This window comes from Flavobacterium sp. GNP011 (assembly GCF_056428925.1).
Genome location: NZ_JBWJVJ010000007.1, coordinates 35,533 through 54,561, shown reverse-complemented (window position 1 = coordinate 54,561; position 19,029 = coordinate 35,533). Strand labels below are relative to the sequence as shown.

Below are 19,029 nucleotides of genomic sequence, written 5' to 3'. Positions count from 1 at the left end.
TCTATAAATGGATCTATTGTTGTTTAGCGTTATTGATTTCTGTCAATAACAAAACTATGGCTCAAAACCAAAGCCTTACAATTGATTCCAAAAAGACCAATACAATCGATAGTACGCTAAAATGGTCAGAGCGAATGGCACTTTCGATAATGAAACGTCATCCCAAAATTTGGCAAATAGACAATAATGAAAAACCCAAATGGGATTATAAAATTGGTTTTGTTCTTGGTGCTTTTGAAAAGTTATACCAAAAAAGCCATAATCAAGTCTATCAAAACTATAGCAAAGAATATATAGATTCTTTTATTGATACTTCGGGAACTATTGCCAACTATAATTCAAAAGAATACAATATTGATTTAATCGAACCTGGAAAATTGCTTTTCAACATTTATAAGGAAACCAAAGAGATTCGCTACCTAAAAGCCTTAACACTTTTGAGAAACCAACTCAAGGAACAACCCAGAACGGCTAGTGGTGGTTTTTGGCACAAACAAATTTATCCCAATCAAATGTGGTTGGATGGTTTGTATATGCAAACTCCTTTTTACACACGTTATACTGTAACTTATGAGAAAGGTGAAAACCTAAATGATATTGCGCTTCAATTCCAACTTGTACAAACGCATTTCATAGATCCAAAAACAGGTCTGTTTTATCATGCTTGGGACGAAAGCAAGCAAATAGCATGGTCAAATCCTGTAACAGGGACTTCGCCAACCGTTTGGTCAAGAGCCATTGGTTGGTATGCTATGGCGTTAGTTGATGTATTAGATTATTTTCCAAAGAAACATCCAAAACATAAAGAATTAGTAGGCAATTTGAACCAATTAATCAAAGGGGTAATCGAATATCAGGACCCTTCTGGCCTGTGGTTCCAAGTAACAGACAAAGCCAATGAAACGGGTAATTTCTTGGAAACTTCTAGTACTTGTATGTTCATTTACACCATAGCAAAAGGAATTAAAAAAGGCTATTTACCATCCAAATATAAAGTTAATGCAACTAAAGCCTTTGATGAAATCATCAAAAAATATTGCAAAGTGGATGATGATGGTGAGCTTCATCTCACTCAAATATGCTCTAATTTTGGTCTTGGGGGAATCCCTTTTAGAGATGGTTCTTATCAATTTTATACAAAATCAAATAACAAAAACGATAGTTCTGCGGGCGTTGGTGCTTTTATGCTAGCAGCCCTCGAACTAAATAAATAAAATTACTATTCTAAATCATTTCCAATGAAAAAAAACATAAAAAGAAACAAATTCCTATACCTATTACAAGGGTTACTCCTTATTTTGATTGGTAATAATCTCCAAGCTCAAGAAATATCTAAAAAACTAAAATGGTCAGAACGTATGGCAGCTACAGTAATGCTGCAGCACAAAGAATCCTTCATGATCGATCACGCTACTTCTCCAAAATGGGATTACGTTCATGGACTAGTTTTGACTTCAATGGAAGAATTGAATAAAAAACATCCTAACCCAAAATACACAGAATACATAAAATCGTATGTAGACAAACTCATCCAAAACGATGGAACTATTGATAGCTACAAATTCGATTCGTACAATATTGATATGGTAGTTGCCGGTAGATTATTGTTTGACATTTATGCCAAAACCAAAGAGGAAAAGTATCTTAAAGCATTGCAAACGCTCAGAAAACAAATCGAGGAACAACCCAGAACTCCTAGTGGTGGATTTTGGCACAAAAAAATATATCCTAACCAAATGTGGTTGGACGGATTATATATGGGAGAGCCCTTTTATACCCAATACACTATGACTTTTGAAAACGGAAAAAGTTTAGACGACATCGCCAAACAATTTGAACTCATTCAAAAAAATGATCGTGATCCGAAGACTGGACTTCTTTATCATGGTTGGGACGAAAGCAAACAAATGCCTTGGGCCAATAAAACGACTGGAACGTCTCCAAATTTTTGGTCTCGTTCTTTGGGTTGGTACGCTATGGCATTGGTTGATGTCTTAGATTATATGCCCAAAAATCATCCGAAACATAAGGAATTAGTAAGCTATTTGAACCAATTGGCCAAGGCATTAACTCCTTTTCAAGATGTTTCTGGACTTTGGTACCAAGTAACCGACAAAGGTGCTGTAGGTGGAAATTATTTAGAAGCGTCTGGAACGGCTATGTTTGCTTATGCTTTTGCCAAAGGAGCCAACAAAGGATACTTACCCAAAAAATATAAAAAAATCGCTCAGAAAGCCTTTGATGGTATGACCAAACAATTAATCAAAATAGGCGCTAATGGTGAAGTGATTATCACTCAAGCCTGTGCTGTGGCTGGACTTGGTGGAAATCCCTACCGTGATGGCTCGTTTGAATACTATGTAAACGAAAAGAAAAAAGACAACGACCCAAAAGCTACGGGCCCTTTTATTCTTGCTGCCTTAGAATTAAACCGATAAATCATGGCATCCAAAATTAGTTTCTTATTGCTTATTTTCAGCATCTGTGGCATAATTACAGCCCAAGAAAGTACAAACGGCGCCCCATCGCAAGTTTGGGTAGCCGATTTGGGCAATGGAAACTATCAAAATCCTATACTTCATAGTGATTATTCAGATCCTGATGTTATTAGGGTCAATGAGGATTATTATATGACGGCATCATCCTTTAACTGTATACCGGGTTTGCCAATTCTGCATTCTAAGGATATGATTAATTGGACCATTATAAATTATGGACTTCAAAAACAGCCGCCTTTGGAGGTTTATGACCAACCGCAACACGGCAATGGTGTTTGGGCGCCTTGCATTCGGTTTCATGATAACGAATTTTACATTTACTACCCAGATCCTGATTATGGCATTTATATGGTCAAAACCAAAGATCCAAAGCAGGCTTGGTCTGCTCCCGTTTTAGTCAAGGAAGGAAAAGGATTAATTGATCCCAGCCCGCTTTGGGATGAAGATGGAAAAGTATACCTCACCTATGCTTTTGCCGGAAGTCGTGCGGGTATCAAAAGTATTTTGGCACTTTGCACGCTCAATGCAGAAGGAACTTTGGCCAACAATGATGATGTCATTCTGTTTGACGGTCACCCGAATGACACTACTGTTGAAGGTCCAAAATTCTACAAACGCAACGGATACTATTACATCTTTGCTCCTGCAGGAGGCGTAGCTACGGGTTGGCAATTGGTATTAAGATCCAAAAACGTATACGGACCTTATGAAAAAAAAGTAGTACTCGAACAAGGGAATTCAAAAATCAATGGGCCCCATCAAGGTGCGTGGGTACAAACACAAAAAGGAGAAGATTGGTTTTTCCATTTTCAGGATAAAGAAGCCTATGGAAGAATCGTGCATTTACAACCTGTGATTTGGAAAAACGACTGGCCTGTCATAGGAACTGATACCAACGGAAATGGCATTGGTGAACCCGTGAGTGTTTTCAAAAAACCAAACATTGGAAAATCATTCCCAGTAAAAACTCCCGCAGAAAGTGATGAGTTCAGCGAACCAAAACTAGGATTACAATGGCAATGGCACGCCAATCCAAAAGTGAGTTGGGGCTTCCCTTCTACTCTAGGCTATTACACTTTATTTTGTCAAACAAAACCCAAAAACAGTACTAATTTATTCGATATTGGGAATTTATTACTACAAAAAATTCCAGCCGAAAAAGCGACCATCACAACCAAAATCACCTTCAATGCAAGAGCCGACGGAGAACAAACAGGCTTAGTCATAATGGGATTGAATTACAGTTATCTCAAAATGAAAAAACTTGACAACAGCTATTGGTTATCTCAAGTAACTTGCCTCGGCGCGGATAAAAAAGGAATCGAAAAAGAAAGCCAAAGCATCCCCATACAAAGCAATACCTGCTACTTAAGAGTACAAATAGCCGCTGGTGGACAATGCCTTTTCTATTTCAGTGAAGACAATCAAAAATTCCTGCCAATCGGAACGGCTTTTAGTGCCGAAGAAGGAAAATGGATTGGCGCAAAAATTGGCTTTTTAGCCCTACGAAATGAAACGACCAACGATGCTGGAAATGTAGTCATCGATTGGTTTAGAGTAACAAAATAAACCGCAAAAAATGAAGAAAATTATTCTTGTTTTATGTATCTGCATCGGAAGTTTGACCCATGCGCAAGTCTTGAATAAGAGTTGGAAAGCCATTACCGAAATGAAAGAAGGCCCTTGGTTTAGCAGCCCTGAAGCCATTGCCATTGCCGAAAATGTATTGTTGTACCAACGCTCTATTGGCGGTTGGCCAAAAAACATACAAATGCAAAAAGACCTAAACGATACCGAGAAAAAAAAGCTACTTTCCGAAAAAGACAGTACAGACGAAATCACTATAGACAATGGTGCTACCTCGCAGGAAATGCTTTTTCTATCCAAAATGTATCGCCAAAATCCAGACGAACGCTATCAGAAAGCTTTTTTGTTAGGTCTAGATTACTTACTCAAAGCACAATACGCTAATGGAGGTTGGCCACAGTTTTTCCCTAAGAAGAAAGGCTATTACACCCACATCACTTTCAATGATGATGCAATGGCCAATCTGCTTTTTATGTTCAAAGAATTGAAAGACAAAAGCGACTATTTTGCCATAAAACTCTCAGAACCATTGGTCACTAAAATCAAGGTAGCTTTTGATAAAGGCATCGATTGTATCTTAAAAACACAATACAAACAAAACAATACTTTAACTGCTTGGTGCGCGCAGCACGACGAAGTGACCTTGCTTCCTGCAAAAGCCAGAGCGTATGAATTGCCTTCGCTGAGCGGAAAAGAATCAGCAAAAATTGTTTTGCTATTGATGTCCATCGAGAATCCATCTCCTGAAATCATTCAAGCCGTAAAAAGTGCGGTAACTTGGTTTGAAACCACCAAAATAACCAACTTAAAAGAGGAACGAATCCTGAATGAAGCTGGAAAAATCACCAATAAAAAAATGATTGCCACCGAAAATGCAGAGCCAATTTGGGCCCGATTTATGGAGCTTGACACCAATGAACCTTTCTTTTGCGACCGAGATGGTATCAAGAAAAAAACAATAGAAGAAATTGGTTCCGAAAGACGAAACGGTTATGCTTGGTATACGAACGAACCAAAAGAAGTGCTAAAAAAATATCCCAATTGGTTAAAAAAAATCCAAACGAACGAGCCAAAAAAAAAAGATATACAACCAAGCAATGAGAATTATTTTGTAGTAGATGCTAAAGGCTCTGGCAACTTTACTAAAATTCAAGACGCTATAAATGCGGCTCGTTCTTATCCAAATCAACGCATTGTAATCTATGTCAAAAACGGAAAATACTACGAAAAAGTAAAAATCCACGCTTGGAATACCAAAATTTCCCTCATCGGCGAAAGCAAAGAAAACACCATTATCACTTTTGATGATCACTTCAAAAAAATGAATGTGGGAAGAAACAGTACCTTTCACACTTACACCGTTTTGGTAGAAGGAAATGATTTTATCGCCCAAAACATAACCATCGAAAATGCTGCTGGCGAGGTTGGACAAGCAGTTGCACTCAATGTAAACGCCAATCGGGTAAAAATTCAAAACTGCAATCTCTTGGGCAACCAAGACACGCTTTATACCTCAGGCGAGGGCACTAAAAACTATTTCAAAGATTGTTACATCGAAGGTACTACCGATTTCATTTTTGGCGATGCCACGGTCTTTTTCGAAAATTGTAGGTTACACAGCAAAAAAGATTCCTATATCACTGCTGCTTCGACCCCTCAAGACAGTACTTTTGGCTACGTTTTTAAGAACTGTAAACTCACCGCCGACACTAGTGTCAAAGAAGTCTATTTGGGCAGACCTTGGCGAATCTATGCGAAAACCGTTTTCATAGATTGCACTATGGATGCCCATATTCTCCCGCAAGGATGGCACAATTGGTCAAAACCCGAAGCCGAAAAAACCAGCTTTTATGCCGAATACAATTGCTCTGGGCCAGGCTTTCAACCCCAAAAAAGAGTCCCGTGGTCGTATCAACTATCTAAAAAAGAAGCTAAAAATTACAACATAGATAACATTCTTAATGACAAAATAAAAAATTGGTACGTAACCACTAGTAATTAGTTACTATTTTTTTTGGAGCATCAACAAAACGCTTTTCAGGAAACAAAGTCCCGCTATCCGTTACACCCGAGCGATAGCGAACTGACGAAGTAATCTTTTTTTTATACCTGTCAGGTTTTAGAAACCTGACAGGTATAAAAAAAAGGATTTCCACTACTATCGGGGCTAGTAACAAATAAATCTCACTGTTGGGCTTCAGAACCTAAAACAAGACTATAAATGTAACCGAAAATGAAAAAACACCTGTTATTCTTTGTCTGCATCAGCCTAAGTGGTTGGGCACAAAACAAACCTTTTCCCACAGAAAAAGTCAACGCTATCCTAAATCGTATCGTGTTACCCACCATTCCTGCCTTTACCATAAAAGTAACCGCATTGGGAGCCAAAGGAGATTCGATAAGCAATGCAAAACCCGCTTTTGATAAAGCAATGGCGCTTTGTAAAAAGAAAAATGGCGGAACGATCATTGTCCCAAAAGGTATTTTTACATTACAAGGTCCACTTCATTTTGTGAGTAATGTTCGCTTGCATTTAGAAGATGGTGCCAAAATCCGATTTGGTTCTAATCCAAAAGATTATCCGCTGGTTTTGACTAGCTGGGAAGGCACAATGCTATACAATTACAGTCCGTTGATTTACGGAAATGGATTAGAAAACATCGCCATCACCGGAAACGGAACTATCGATGGAGAGGCAAAAAACACTTGGATCAAATGGAAACCACTCGAAAAGAAAGACCAACTTTTAAGTAGGGACATGAATCATCAAAATATTCCCATCAAAGAACGAATTTTTGGAGAAGGACATTACCTACGACCGCAACTCATTCAATTCATCGACTCCAAAAATATACTTGTCGAAAATGTTCAAATCGAAGATTCACCATTTTGGTGCATTCATTTGTTAAAAAGTAAAAGCATTACGATACGTGGTTTAAAATACAAAGCATTCAATAACAATAACGACGGCATCGATCCCGAATATGCTAGCGATGTCCTAATCGAAAACATTTCTTTTGATAATGCCGATGATAATATAGCCATAAAATCAGGAAGAGACCACGAAGGAAGAGCCAATAGCGCCACCCCAAGCCAGAACATTGTCATCCGAAATTGCAATTTTAAGGGACTGCACGGAGTAGTGTTGGGCAGCGAGATGTCGGCTGGAATTCAAAACATTTTTGTAGAAAACTGCAAGACGATTGGCTACCTCAAAAGAGGCATTTACCTAAAAACCAATGCCGATCGTGGTGGCTATATCAAAGATGTGTTTGTAAACAATCTGCAACTTGACGAGGTAGAAGATGCCTTGTATATTACCTCGAACTACCACGGCGAAGGCAGTGGCTTTGCATCAAGTGTTAGCAACATCAATTTTTCGAATATCGTTTGCAAAAAAGCCACACAAACCGGCATTGTGATTCAAGGCTATCCCGATTTAAAAATAAAAGATATTTTTTTTAATAACATTCATATCCAATGGGCTAAAAATGGCATTTCAAGCCAAAACGCTGAAAATGTTGTGCTGAACGAAGTCACTATTGGAGAAAAAGCTAGTATTCCAACCTCTGTAAAATAACAATAAAATGAAAAAGTACTTCCTACTAATTGCCTGCATCACCCTAAACGGTTGGGCACAAAAAACCACCATTTACACCATTGGCGATTCGACTATGGCCAACAAAGTAGCACCAGAACAAAATCCTGAAAGAGGATGGGGACAAATGTTACCTACATTTTTTTCAGACAATGTGGTGATAGACAACCGAGCCGTCAATGGCCGAAGCACACGTAGTTTTATTGATCTAAAATTATGGGACGCTGTATATAATTCACTTAAAAAAGGAGATTATGTCTTTATCCAATTTGGCCACAACGATGGCAAAGTAACCGACCCAACTCGCTACACCAATCCGCACACAAGCTACCGACACAATCTGATTCGTTTTGTAGAGGAAACCAGAAAAAAAGGTGCAACTCCTATTTTGTTTTCCTCCATAACCCGAAGAACTTTCAATGAACAAGGTGTTTTGATTGACTCACATGGTGATTATACTCAAGAATTAAGGCTCGTAGCACAAGAATATAAAGTGCCTTTTATTGACATGCAATACTACACGGAACTTTTGGAAGAAGCCTACGGAGTAGAAAAATCAAAAGAATTACATCTGCACTTTACCGCGGGAGAAAATAGCTATATCCCAAAAGGAATCGATGACAACACGCATCTCTCTATAAAAGGAGCCACAGAAATTGCTAAAATTGCTGCACAACAAATCAAAGTACTTAACATTCGTTTGTCTAAAGAAGTGAAATAAAGAAGATAAAAATATGTTTTTATCCCAAATTACTGGAAGGGTTGCTTGTGAATTGATGTTAAATATAGTTAACAACAATTTCTTTTTAGACGTTGAATCATTGTTTTTTTATTAAAACGTTCAAAAATGGTGAAAACGCGCTCTAGTTTATTCCATTCTAGCATATATAAAGATTGAGTACCACTTAATTTTCTACAAATTAGATTTTCTTCTAGTAAATCTTTTAAATGTTTTGAAACAGTAGACTACGATAAGGGCAACTCGGCTACTATTTACTTGCAAGTTCTATCTTTATGTCTTGAAAGTAGGGTTATAATTTGGATCCTTGCAGGATGAGATAAACATTTTGACAATTTTGAAAGTTCTAAATCTAAACTGTTAAAAACGTTATTGTCTTTCATATTAATCGTGTTTTATAGATAAATAGTTTAGGTTAATATTTAATTATATATTTTTAATAAGCTTCTTTTAATCAGTATTTTAGTGGTTTTTAATCAATACATAATCGTAAATATACGATAAATGTGAAAAACTAAAATACTATTAGTTACGTAGTTTTATAAAATCTATATTTTTAAAATGAAGTATACTATAACATTTTTAATTCTGTTTTGTACAGGATTACTTTTTGCTCAAGAAACTACCGGAATAGTAAAAGGAACTATAACCGATGAGCAAAATAATACCGTGCCATTTGCCACTATTTTTATTCTTCAAAAATCAACAGGAATAAAATATGCAACGCAATCACAAGCAGATGGGTATTATGAATTCAATCAGTTACAGCCAGCCTATGATTATGAAATTAAAATTGTGGCAGAAAGGTTTAATACCTTACTTTCAGATGCTATTCAAGTACAACTAGGTAAAACTACCAAACTTGATTTTATACTTTTTGCAAAAGCAGAAGTATTGCAATCAGTAGTAGTGGTAAACAATGCTTATTCTAAAAAAGGAAATGAGAAGCGTTTAAAAATTGATGTAATCACAAGCCTTCCTACAGCAAATAGAAGTATTCAAGATGCTACAAGATTACTACCAGAGGCAAACCTAAATTCATTTGGAGGGGCTAATTATCGTTTTAATAATTTATCTATTGATGGGAGTTCCACAAATGATGTTTTGGGCTTTCAAGAGCCAGCAAGTGGTGCTGCAGGATCAACTGCTTCCGGAACGCCTGGAGGTTTAGCAGGTACACAACCTATAGGTTTTGGGGCCATTAGTGCCCTTTCTGTAAAAACTGCCCCATTTGATGTAACTTTTGGGAATTTTACAGGTGCAAGCATCAATGCAGTTACTAAAAGTGGAACGAATAAAACAACTGGTCTTGCCTACACCTTTGTGAAAAATAGAAATTTAGTAGGTACTTACGCTGATGGTATTAAGCAACAAAAAGCAGTTTTTAATGACTATACCTACGGTTTTAGTCTTGGCGGAAGCCTAGTTAAAAATAAATTGTTTTATTTTTTTAATGCAGAATTGGCCGATAGGAATGAAACGGTCTTTAATACTCCTGGAAGTATAACTTCCAATATTTCTGCTGAAACGGTTGCCCTTATAGCTGATAGACTTAAAACAAAATATAATTATGATCCAGGAACTGCACTCAATGCCCAAATAGAGCGCAAGAATACCAAACTTTTTTTAAGATTAGATTACAACATTAGTGATGATCATAAATTAACGTTGAGAAATAATTTTGTTAAAGGCTATGCTGATAATCTAGAATGGACTCCCACTGTTTTTAATTTTACAAATCAAGGATACAGGCACAATTCTACTACAAATAGTATTGTAGCAGAGCTAAAAAGTAAATTCACAAATCGGCTTTCAAATAAAATGACAGTTTCTTTATCAACGGTAAATGATGATCGCACTTATGAAGGTCGTGTTTTTCCTCATTTAGAAATTATTGACAATACCTCAAATACTGTTTTTGCAGGAACGTATAGAGAAGCTTCTATTTACGGTTTAAGTTTAAATACTATTCAGTTTACAGATAATCTTACTTATTATCACAGAAATCATAAATTTACCGCTGGAGTTTCATCTGAAATTAATAGTATTGAATATCGCTTTTTAACGGCTTTCAATGGTAGGTGGCAATACAACTCTGTAGCTAGTTTCTTGGCAGATCAACCCAATCGTGTTCGTGGAGTTTACAATATTGAGAATAACGATTTTGAGTTTAATAAAAAGACCCCATCAGCTGATTATGGAGTTGTATTAGGTAGTGTTTATTTACAAGATGAAATTAGACTCTCAAAAAAGTTTAATATTTTAGCTGGAATTCGTTTAGATTGGCAAAATACGCCTACCGCTTTTCCTATTTCTGATGAAATTCAACGTACACCAGAGTTTTCGGGGTATAAAAATAAAATTAATAGTAAACCAATAATTAATCCGCGTTTAGGTTTTAATTATACTATTGATGCCGATGGAAAATATATTTTAAAGGGCGGAACAGGACTATTTACAGGTAGAATGCCCTTTGTGTGGTATGCTTATGAATATTACATTTCTGGAACGAAATATTTTAATATTGATTATCGTCCAACAACCAGTTTAAACATTAATGAGGATTTAAGCCAATTAGCGTCTTTGCAAAATAGAAAGTTGACCGAAGTAAATTTAGTAGATACTAATTTCAATTTACCACGTGATTGGAAAAGTAACATTGCGCTTGATGTAGCTTTAAAAAATAACTTTGCTTTAAACTTGGAGGCTACTTATACTAAAACTTTAGATGGGTTGTTGTTTCAATCCATAAATAGGAGGGAGGATCAAAAAAGTAATTTTACGGGAGCTGATCAACGTCCGTATTACAATACCTCAGCAGAGAGCATTAAAATCAATCCTAATTTTACAAATGTTTTTTTATTGACTAATACTTCTCAAGGATATAGATACAATTTAACTCTAGGGCTTACTAAAACAGAAAGTAATTACAATGGATTTTTAGGGTATACTTATGGAGTGAGTAAAGACATTTCAAGTACTAATAGAAATTCACATGCGGCAAATTTTGAATGGAACCAAGCCTTAGTAGCCAATTCACCTGAACTCACTGCTTCAAATTTTGATTTGCGTCATAAATTTGTTTCCTATCATTTTTATGATATTCATTTTAAATCGAGTAGTTTTAAAGTAGGCTTATTATACAATGGTAGATCAGGGAGTCCCTTTACATTTGTTTATGAAGGAGATATTAATAGGGATGGTTCTGCTAAGAACGATATTATCTATATTCCCAGAGATCAATCAGAAATTAAACTTCAAAATATAGTAGATAGGAATAATACTGTTGTTGTATCAGCAGCTGAGCAATGGCAGCAGCTTAATGAATACATCAATGATAATGATTATTTGAGTAAAAACAGAGGTAAATACGCCAATAGAAACGCGGTAAGAACGCCATGGAATCATCAAGTAGATTTAAAACTCATGTATGAGACAAAACTTTTTAAAAATAAAGTAGAGTTTGCGCTTGATTTATTTAATATAGGGAATTTAATATCAAAAAATTGGGGAACTCAAGTCTATGTTCCTAATATTAACAATTCAGGTTATGCTTTGCTTGATTTTGTTCGAATAGAAAATCAACAGCCCGTTTTTCAATTTAAAAATCCTAAAGGTACTCCTTGGTTAGTTGATAATTTAAACTCAAGATGTCAGGGACAACTTAGTGTGAGTTATCATTTCTTTTAATAGTGCTTTATTAAGCTCTAAAATGAGCCAACAGAAATATTTTTGAGACGTATGGATAATTCTTTTTTTCATGACTTGTAATATTAGGCAGGAAATAATACATTAAAACAATCCATAAAAAAAGCGTTACAAATGCAACGCTTTAGTGGGGAGAGCAGGATTCGAACCTGCGAAGTTTACACAGCAGATTTACAGTCTGCCCTCGTTGGCCGCTTGAGTATCTCCCCAAGACTTAACAAGTATAACTCGTTGTGCTAACCGGGTGCAAATATAACAACAGTTTTTAAGTTTCCAAACAAATTTTGAACTTAATTTTGCTATTTTTTTTAATCACTTGGTATTGAATAAAATAAAAAAATCTCCATTACGGAGATTTTTTTATTTTTATTAGAATAGGTTTCTATTTAGCTAAAAGTTCTAAAACTTTTGCTCGTAGCGCTTCGCCACGTAAGTTCTGTGCTACTACTTTTCCAGATGCATCAATTATAAAAGTAGCTGGAATTGATTCTACTTTATATTGTGCAGCTATAGGTTCATCCCAAAATTTTAAGTTTGAAACCTGGTTCCAAGTTAATTTATCTTTAGCAATTGCATCTTTCCATGCTTTTGCATCTTTATCTAAAGAAACACCAATAATATTAAGACCCTTGCTATGAAGCTCTTTGTATAAAGCTACCACATTTGGGTTTTCTTGTCGACAAGGACCACACCAAGACGCCCAAAAATCTACTATTGTAACTTTACCCAAACTTTCCTTTAGTGAAATCATTTTCCCTTCAGGATTAGGAGCTGAAAAATCTGCTCTTCAGTTACCTCCTGGCATTGCTGGTGCAGGAGCAGCACCTACTGCAGCAGGAGCTTTTCTTTCAGCAATTTTAGTTTTGATGGCGATTCCTGGTTTTGTTTTTTTCAATGATTCTTCAAGACTATTGTATAGTTTTTCTGATTTTGCAACATCAGTTGAAGGATCATTTAACATTCCTTGGATAATCAAAGCTGAAATAAATGATTTAGGGTGCGTTTCAGCATAAGTCAAATATTTGTTTTTTGAAGCAGTATTTACTTCTTCCTGAATTTTAGAAAACTCTTGCATTAATTTATTGATCACAACAGTGTCTTTTGTTTGTTGTGCAGTATTCATGGCTGCCATGTTTTTTGTTTGAAAATCCATAAGTTTCTTTTGAACTTTAGTCATTTCTTCATTAAAGGTCATATACTCTTCATTGTTATATGTTCCAGAAACTTTAGATTTTTGAATACTGTCTTTGTTGATTTCAATTTTAACTTCAGCATTTTCTAATATAAACGGTATTTTAGCTTGTGCTCCTTCAAGTTGTAAAGTATAAAAAGCAGGTTCAGTAATGTTACCTTTCATTTCAAATTTACCGTTTTCTACTTTAACAGTATCTTTTGCAAGCATCATTCCAGTTGCATCTTGAGTTTCTAGAACAATTGTCTTACCATTATCTATGCCTTTAGCTGTACCAGTAATCAAGTATTCATCTTTGCCAACTTTGCTACAAGAAATTAATACAACAGCAGCAGAAAGTAATAAAATTATTTTTTTCATTATAAATTAGTTAATATAGTTATATCTGCAAAAGTATTTAAAAATAATAAAATACAAATATAATAACTATCTAATTTTTTGTTATAAATCACTATTTATTGTGTATTTGCCTTGTAATGTTGAAGACAATAAATGTCAAACTTTGTTTGTGTATATTTTTGATTGATGCATATAAAAAAAGCACTCCATTTGGAGTGCTTGTATGTCTTACTAGAAACGTTTTAGTCTTGATTGATTGTTTTTCTCCAAGTAAAAGCGTTTAAGATATGTCTTTTTGCAAATCTTCCAGGAGAATCAGCATTTACCATTTTTACATAGGTTGCTTTTGGTACACTTATGTACTCATAAACACTTCCATTTGAAAAATTGATGATTAATCTACCTTCAACAAATTTATAATCTGTAATTGTTGATGTTGAAATTGTTTCAGTATACTCAGGTAAATTGGCCTTAATAGTCTCAGGATTAATACTCACTAAAAAATGGTAAGCCTCAATAATTTTTTTACTGTTTTCTTCAGCTGCTTTTAATCCAGCTTCATCACCTTGAAATTTATCTGGGTGTGCTTCCTTCATCGCATTACGATAAATGGTTTTCAAATCTTTTAGCTCAGCAGTTTTATCTACATTTAGCAATTTGCGGTATTCAACTATTTTTTTCATAAATATGTAACTACTTGTCTTTTTGTATATAAGGAATACAATTTTGTTTTAAATGGACAAATTTTTTGCAAAGGTACACTTTTTTTTATTTTTTGCGTTTTTGTCTAAAAAAAATCTGTTATTAGTTTTAATGAAAAATATTATAAGCTATGATTAATATCTTTATTGTTGTTGCTTATAATTTGCTTTGTCAAAATTCTTTGACTTTTTTGGGTATTTGTTATGGCTAATGTCACTTGGGTTTTCAATGATCGTTTTTATGGTTACCATATCACCTACATTGAATTTTGTTGCCATTTTATAGTCTAACAAATATTCACCACAAAAAAAGTTGTTGTTTTCATCTTTTTCAATAACTCCTGTGTAGATTCCTTTTTGTAACATTCTTTCTTCGTTAGCTTTTGTCATCTTTATTTTTTTATTTAAGTGGGCAAATTTAATCATTTTTAATTTGAATTCTCAGTAAATACTATTCTTGATTATCTTTGTAGTATGCAAAACAACTTTAAACCTAGCCCTAATTCTTTCAAAAATACTTTTTGTGTTTTCCAAGAAACTTCATTGGATGCAATAAATAATTTGAAATTGCAGTATGATAGTAAATCAGGTAGTAAATATTATTACACTAAAAAAGGAATGTATCGCTTATCAAATCATTGGGGTAGGTTAGCCAATTGTAAATGGAGATTGGAACCACTTGAGCATGAAACGGGATCGAAATTTAAATTAGGATTTGCATCTTGGGATTGTTTTTATCCTGATAATGAAATTGATTTGTTGTATTATCTTGAAGTAAATTATGATAAAGAACTAGTTCAATACCAGCATAAAAAAAATCCTAATTTTAATAAAAAAGCAGTTCTAAGAACCAGCTCTGAAACCAGAAAGCGAATCAAACAAGTTAGAAATATATTGCAATTGTCATCTTGGGCTAATTATTTTGAATTTGATATTAACGATTTACGAAAGCATATTACAGAACAATTAATTTACACTGAAAAAACTCTCGATGAAATAAAGAAAGAGTGTAAGTGATTTTAAATTCTTTATTTATTCACTGGATGCAATTAATATTATATCATTTACTGTAACCGGTTTTGAAATGTATCCTAATATTGTTTTAAATTTTTTTGATTTTGTTTTATCTTCAATAGCTATGGATGAGCTTACAATATAAATACGGATTTCATCAAGAGATTTTGGTTTTAAGTTGTTTAATTCCTCCATGAATTCCCATCCATCCATAATTGGCATATTGATATCTAATAAAATGATGTCAGGTATTGCTTCATTGTTATTAATAACTTCCTGCAGTTGATCAAGTGCCTCTTTTCCATTTTTAAATGGAATAATTTTTGAGAACATAGCTGATCTGTTTATTATTTTATTAACAATTATTTGGTAAATAGGATCGTCATCAACAATCCATATTGTTTTATTTGTCATCGAATATAAATTTTAAATGTTGTTCCTATGTTAGGTTCACTTTCAACAGTGATGGTTCCGCCCATTGCATCTATTTGATTTTTTGTAATGAATAATCCAATCCCTTTAGAATTAGAATTTGTAGTAAAGGTTTTGTACATACCAAAAAGTTTGTCGGCATTTTTAATTAAATCTATCCCAATTCCGTTATCTGAAATTTCTAAATATTTTAAATTGTTTTCCATTCGAAAACTAATAGTTATAATAGTTTCTCGTTCACAATGTCTGTAGCGAATAGAGTTTGAGATAATATTAAAAAGGATGCTTTCTAAATAGGCAGGATTGTAATTTATTATTGAGTCAAGTGGAACTTGGTTTATAATTGAAATATCGTTTTTTGTAATCTGTTCAGAGAGTACGTTTAGTACTGTAGATATGTATTCGTTTAAGTTTAATGGTTCAAGAAGTAAACCTATATTGGTTCTAATATTTATGACTTCGTTTAAATGAAGCATTGTTTCTCCTAGTGAATTTGATACGGTTTTTAATAATTGAAGCATTTCATTTTTTTCTTCTTCAGAATCTGTAGTTTCAAGAAAAGAAACAATAGATGCAATGTTACTCGTATGTGATCTTAGATTGTGAGATACTATATAGGAAAAATTGAGTAAACGTTTATTTTGTTCACTTACAATTTCAAATGAGGTATTAATTTCATTTTCATATTCTTTACTTCGTGTGATGTCAATCATAATTCCTCGAAGCATTGCTGGTTTTCCTTTGTCATATATTATGTTTACAATATCTCTTAGCCATACAATTTTTCCGTTTTTTGCAATCATACGGTATTCAAAATCGTGATCTAAGTTTTCATCCACCTTTATTTTGCAGTAACTCTGTACCCATTCTTTATCTTCTTGATAAATATGATTACTCCAAAAGTGAGGGTCATTTATCCACTCATCTGGGGTATATCCTAAAATATTAATTACCTTATCACTAATGAAAACAAAATTAAAAGTAGATGCATCACATTCCCATACAATCCCATCAATAGTGTTTATTAATGATTCTACACTTTGTTTGGTTTCTAATATAATTCGCTCAGAGGCTAATCTATTGGTAATGTCTTCGGTTGAGACAATAACGCGCTCAAATGTTTTTCTATAACCTTGAACGAGATTCCATCTCAAATTAATATCACGATATTCACCTTTGACTGTTTTTATTTGAGTATCAATAATAAACTGTTTTTTACCTTGTGTAATTGCTATTAAATTACTTACAAAATCATTCCTTGATTTTAGGTTGAACAATTCATTTTTATTTTGAATTAATTCTTTAATATTTTTTACTTTGTATAGCTTTAAACATGCTTTGTTGGCGTTTATTACTTTAATTAGAGAATGGCATTTATCTAAATCATTAGGGTTTTCTGTGAAATAATTTAGAACCGTTTCTGTGCTTTTATGAGTTAAATTTTTTTGTTCTAAGTATATTTTTACTTCTGAAAAATCTTCTTCTCTCAATGGTAATGGACTGTCATCAAATAAATTTTTAAATCTTGTTTCACTTTTCTTAATTAACTTCTCTGTATTTTTTTTTAGCGTTATGTCTTCAACTATGGCAATTACATTTTGTTGATTTTGGTTTGTATCAAATAGTGGAGTTACAGTTAAATTTACCCAAATGAGATCTCCATTTTTTGTAAAATATCTCTTTTGCATGGTATATTCACTAATACGTCCGTTTTTTAAATGATCAACATTTTTCATGTCTTTCTCTAAATCATCTGGATGTGTTACGGATTGAAAGTTTTTAAGTTTCATTTCTTTTTGGGAGTATCCCAACATTTCACAGAATTTGGCATTGATTTCTTGAAAATTCCCTGTTATAGGATCAACACTTGCAATACCTAGAGCAGCTTGATCAAAAATAGTTTTAAATTTAATTTCAGTGTCTAATAGTTTATTGGCTTGAAGTTTAACTAATGATTGTAGTTCGTTAGGTATTTTTAACAATGTTGTCACCATTAACCCTAAAATACCAGCGAGAATAAAACCTAAAATACAAGGTATTAAAATAGCAGAATATAAATAGGATTTATTTTTTGAGATTAAATATAATTTCCAATCTCCATCGGCAATTTTTGTTGAAATATAGTATTTACCTTCAAGATTGGTAGGGTTGTTAATATAAAAAGTTTCTTTTTTTTTATCTAAACTAAACTTTGAAAATTGAAAATAATACTTTGAATTATCGATGTTTTTAATGCCGGAAACTTCTAAAAAAGTATTTAGTTTTATGACTACAGCCGAAAATCCCCAAAATATTTTTTTTTTATAAACAGGCAATCGTCCTACAATTGCAATACCGCCTTGCCGTAACTCAAGTGGACCAGCAAAGTACATTTTTTGACTAGATATAGATTTTAAGCTTTCTACCCGAAGATTTTCAGTAGTTATTATATTTAGACCAATCGCTGCTTCATTTCCCTTAATAGGGTAAACGTATTTTATAACACCTTTTGGTACTAGTTCTACAGCCCTAATTGTATTGTTAGATCTAATTAATTGTTTACTCACATATTCAAAGTCTTTTGGGATTCCCTTGTCATCAAGAGTTAAGGCTAGAGTTAAAGTTGCAGTATAGTAGTTTTTGAGAGATTGATTAATGTTTTGATCCACAACGTTTAAAATGTTATTCATTTCGCGTTGCTCAAGTTCTTTAACCAGTTGATATTGTTGAAACGAAATTAAAGTTGTAATAATGCTTAAAAATAAAAAGGATAGAACGCCAGTTGTTTTTGGTCTTAGGATAAACCATCTTAAAAATTTTATGTACTTCCTTTTTAAAATCATCTATAGAAACAGTGTTTATGTAATGATTAATAAGAACATAAATATAACAAAAAAATGTTAAGTAGTTTTAAAATGTAAAAAAAAGTGTATTTTATTTTTTTATTTAAAAATAAACAACTAATTAATGATGTGTTTTTTTAACACAATGTGCCGGTTGTGAACCTGATTTTGCTATATCATCAAGAAATAATCTTAATCTAACAAATAAATCCGACCTTTGTAACTTAATTTAAAATATTGGAGTTGTAATGGGAAGAAACAATGAAAAAAACATAAAAAAGCATAATGACAAGCTGCATAAAGCACAAGATAAAGCCAAGCAAGCCATTTTATTGCGAAAAGAAAAGCTTAAATTGATTACCAAAAAATTTAATGAGGATATAACAACAGAGCAATAAG

The 19,029-nt window shown here is 33.6% G+C and carries 14 protein-coding genes, 1 tRNA gene and 1 pseudogene; 9 read left to right on the top strand and 7 right to left on the bottom strand.

Features of this window, described 5'->3' with window-relative positions; all coding sequences use genetic code 11:
* Positions 1–56: 56 nt before the first annotated feature.
* From AC061E_RS08370 to AC061E_RS08340, 7 genes are all read left to right on the top strand, one after another.
* Entirely contained in the window at positions 57–1,214 is a 1,158-nt protein-coding gene (locus tag AC061E_RS08370) for a glycoside hydrolase family 88/105 protein (RefSeq protein ID WP_478285816.1), read from the top strand.
* A 24-nt stretch (positions 1,215–1,238) separates the two neighbouring features.
* Positions 1,239–2,438, top strand: coding sequence for a glycoside hydrolase family 88/105 protein (locus AC061E_RS08365; protein WP_478285815.1), 1,200 nt, complete (start codon positions 1,239–1,241; stop codon positions 2,436–2,438).
* 3 nt (positions 2,439–2,441) lie between these two features.
* Complete coding sequence (locus tag AC061E_RS08360) at positions 2,442–4,067, top strand: glycoside hydrolase family 43 protein (RefSeq protein WP_478285814.1); 1,626 nt, start codon at positions 2,442–2,444, stop codon at positions 4,065–4,067.
* Between the two features lie 10 nt (positions 4,068–4,077).
* Positions 4,078–6,087 (top strand): pectate lyase, encoded by a 2,010-nt coding sequence (gene pelA, locus AC061E_RS08355; RefSeq protein ID WP_478285813.1) that lies wholly within the window; start codon positions 4,078–4,080, stop codon positions 6,085–6,087.
* 231 nt (positions 6,088–6,318) lie between these two features.
* Positions 6,319–7,665 (top strand): glycoside hydrolase family 28 protein, encoded by a 1,347-nt coding sequence (locus tag AC061E_RS08350; protein WP_478285812.1) that lies wholly within the window; start codon positions 6,319–6,321, stop codon positions 7,663–7,665.
* A gap of 7 nt (positions 7,666–7,672) precedes the next feature.
* The gene (locus AC061E_RS08345) at positions 7,673–8,404 is read left to right on the top strand and encodes a rhamnogalacturonan acetylesterase (protein WP_478285811.1); all 732 of its coding nucleotides are present in this window, start codon (positions 7,673–7,675) and stop codon (positions 8,402–8,404) included.
* 579 nt (positions 8,405–8,983) lie between these two features.
* A complete protein-coding gene (locus AC061E_RS08340) occupies positions 8,984–12,112 on the top strand; it encodes a TonB-dependent receptor (protein ID WP_478285810.1) in 3,129 nt (1,042 codons plus the stop codon).
* A gap of 146 nt (positions 12,113–12,258) precedes the next feature.
* Here AC061E_RS08340 and AC061E_RS08335 read toward each other — a convergent pair.
* The 5 genes and pseudogenes from AC061E_RS08335 to AC061E_RS08315 form a co-directional block, all read right to left on the bottom strand.
* A tRNA-Tyr gene (locus AC061E_RS08335) sits at positions 12,259–12,339 on the bottom strand.
* Positions 12,340–12,512: 173 nt separating this feature from the next.
* Positions 12,513–12,899, bottom strand: a pseudogene (locus AC061E_RS08330) (TlpA family protein disulfide reductase); the annotation flags it as partial.
* An 18-nt stretch (positions 12,900–12,917) separates the two neighbouring features.
* A complete protein-coding gene (locus AC061E_RS08325; RefSeq protein WP_478285809.1) occupies positions 12,918–13,682 on the bottom strand; it encodes a DUF4369 domain-containing protein in 765 nt (254 codons plus the stop codon).
* Positions 13,683–13,903: 221 nt separating this feature from the next.
* Positions 13,904–14,344, bottom strand: a complete 441-nt coding sequence (locus tag AC061E_RS08320) for a KTSC domain-containing protein (RefSeq protein ID WP_144891936.1) — start codon at positions 14,342–14,344, stop codon at positions 13,904–13,906.
* Positions 14,345–14,506: 162 nt separating this feature from the next.
* Entirely contained in the window at positions 14,507–14,752 is a 246-nt protein-coding gene (locus AC061E_RS08315; protein ID WP_158728551.1) for a hypothetical protein, read from the bottom strand.
* An 84-nt stretch (positions 14,753–14,836) separates the two neighbouring features.
* On the opposite strand from AC061E_RS08315, the gene AC061E_RS08310 reads away from it, so the two are divergent.
* Positions 14,837–15,379 carry a hypothetical protein gene (locus AC061E_RS08310; RefSeq protein WP_478285808.1) on the top strand — a complete coding sequence of 181 codons (543 nt, stop codon included), beginning with the start codon at positions 14,837–14,839 and terminating at the stop codon, positions 15,377–15,379.
* A gap of 15 nt (positions 15,380–15,394) precedes the next feature.
* On the opposite strand, the gene AC061E_RS08305 is transcribed toward AC061E_RS08310, so the two are convergent.
* Both AC061E_RS08305 and AC061E_RS08300 read right to left on the bottom strand, forming a co-directional pair.
* The gene (locus AC061E_RS08305; protein WP_478285807.1) at positions 15,395–15,790 is read right to left on the bottom strand and encodes a response regulator; all 396 of its coding nucleotides are present in this window, start codon (positions 15,788–15,790) and stop codon (positions 15,395–15,397) included.
* On the bottom strand, positions 15,787–18,630 hold the full coding sequence (locus tag AC061E_RS08300; protein ID WP_478285806.1) for a PAS domain S-box protein: 2,844 nt from the start codon (positions 18,628–18,630) through the stop codon (positions 15,787–15,789). The genes AC061E_RS08305 and AC061E_RS08300 overlap by 4 nt, the downstream gene beginning before the upstream one ends.
* 248 nt (positions 18,631–18,878) lie before the next feature.
* Between AC061E_RS08300 and AC061E_RS08295 the strand changes: the two genes are divergently transcribed.
* The gene (locus AC061E_RS08295; protein WP_478285805.1) at positions 18,879–19,028 is read left to right on the top strand and encodes a hypothetical protein; all 150 of its coding nucleotides are present in this window, start codon (positions 18,879–18,881) and stop codon (positions 19,026–19,028) included.
* Position 19,029 lies beyond the last annotated feature (1 nt).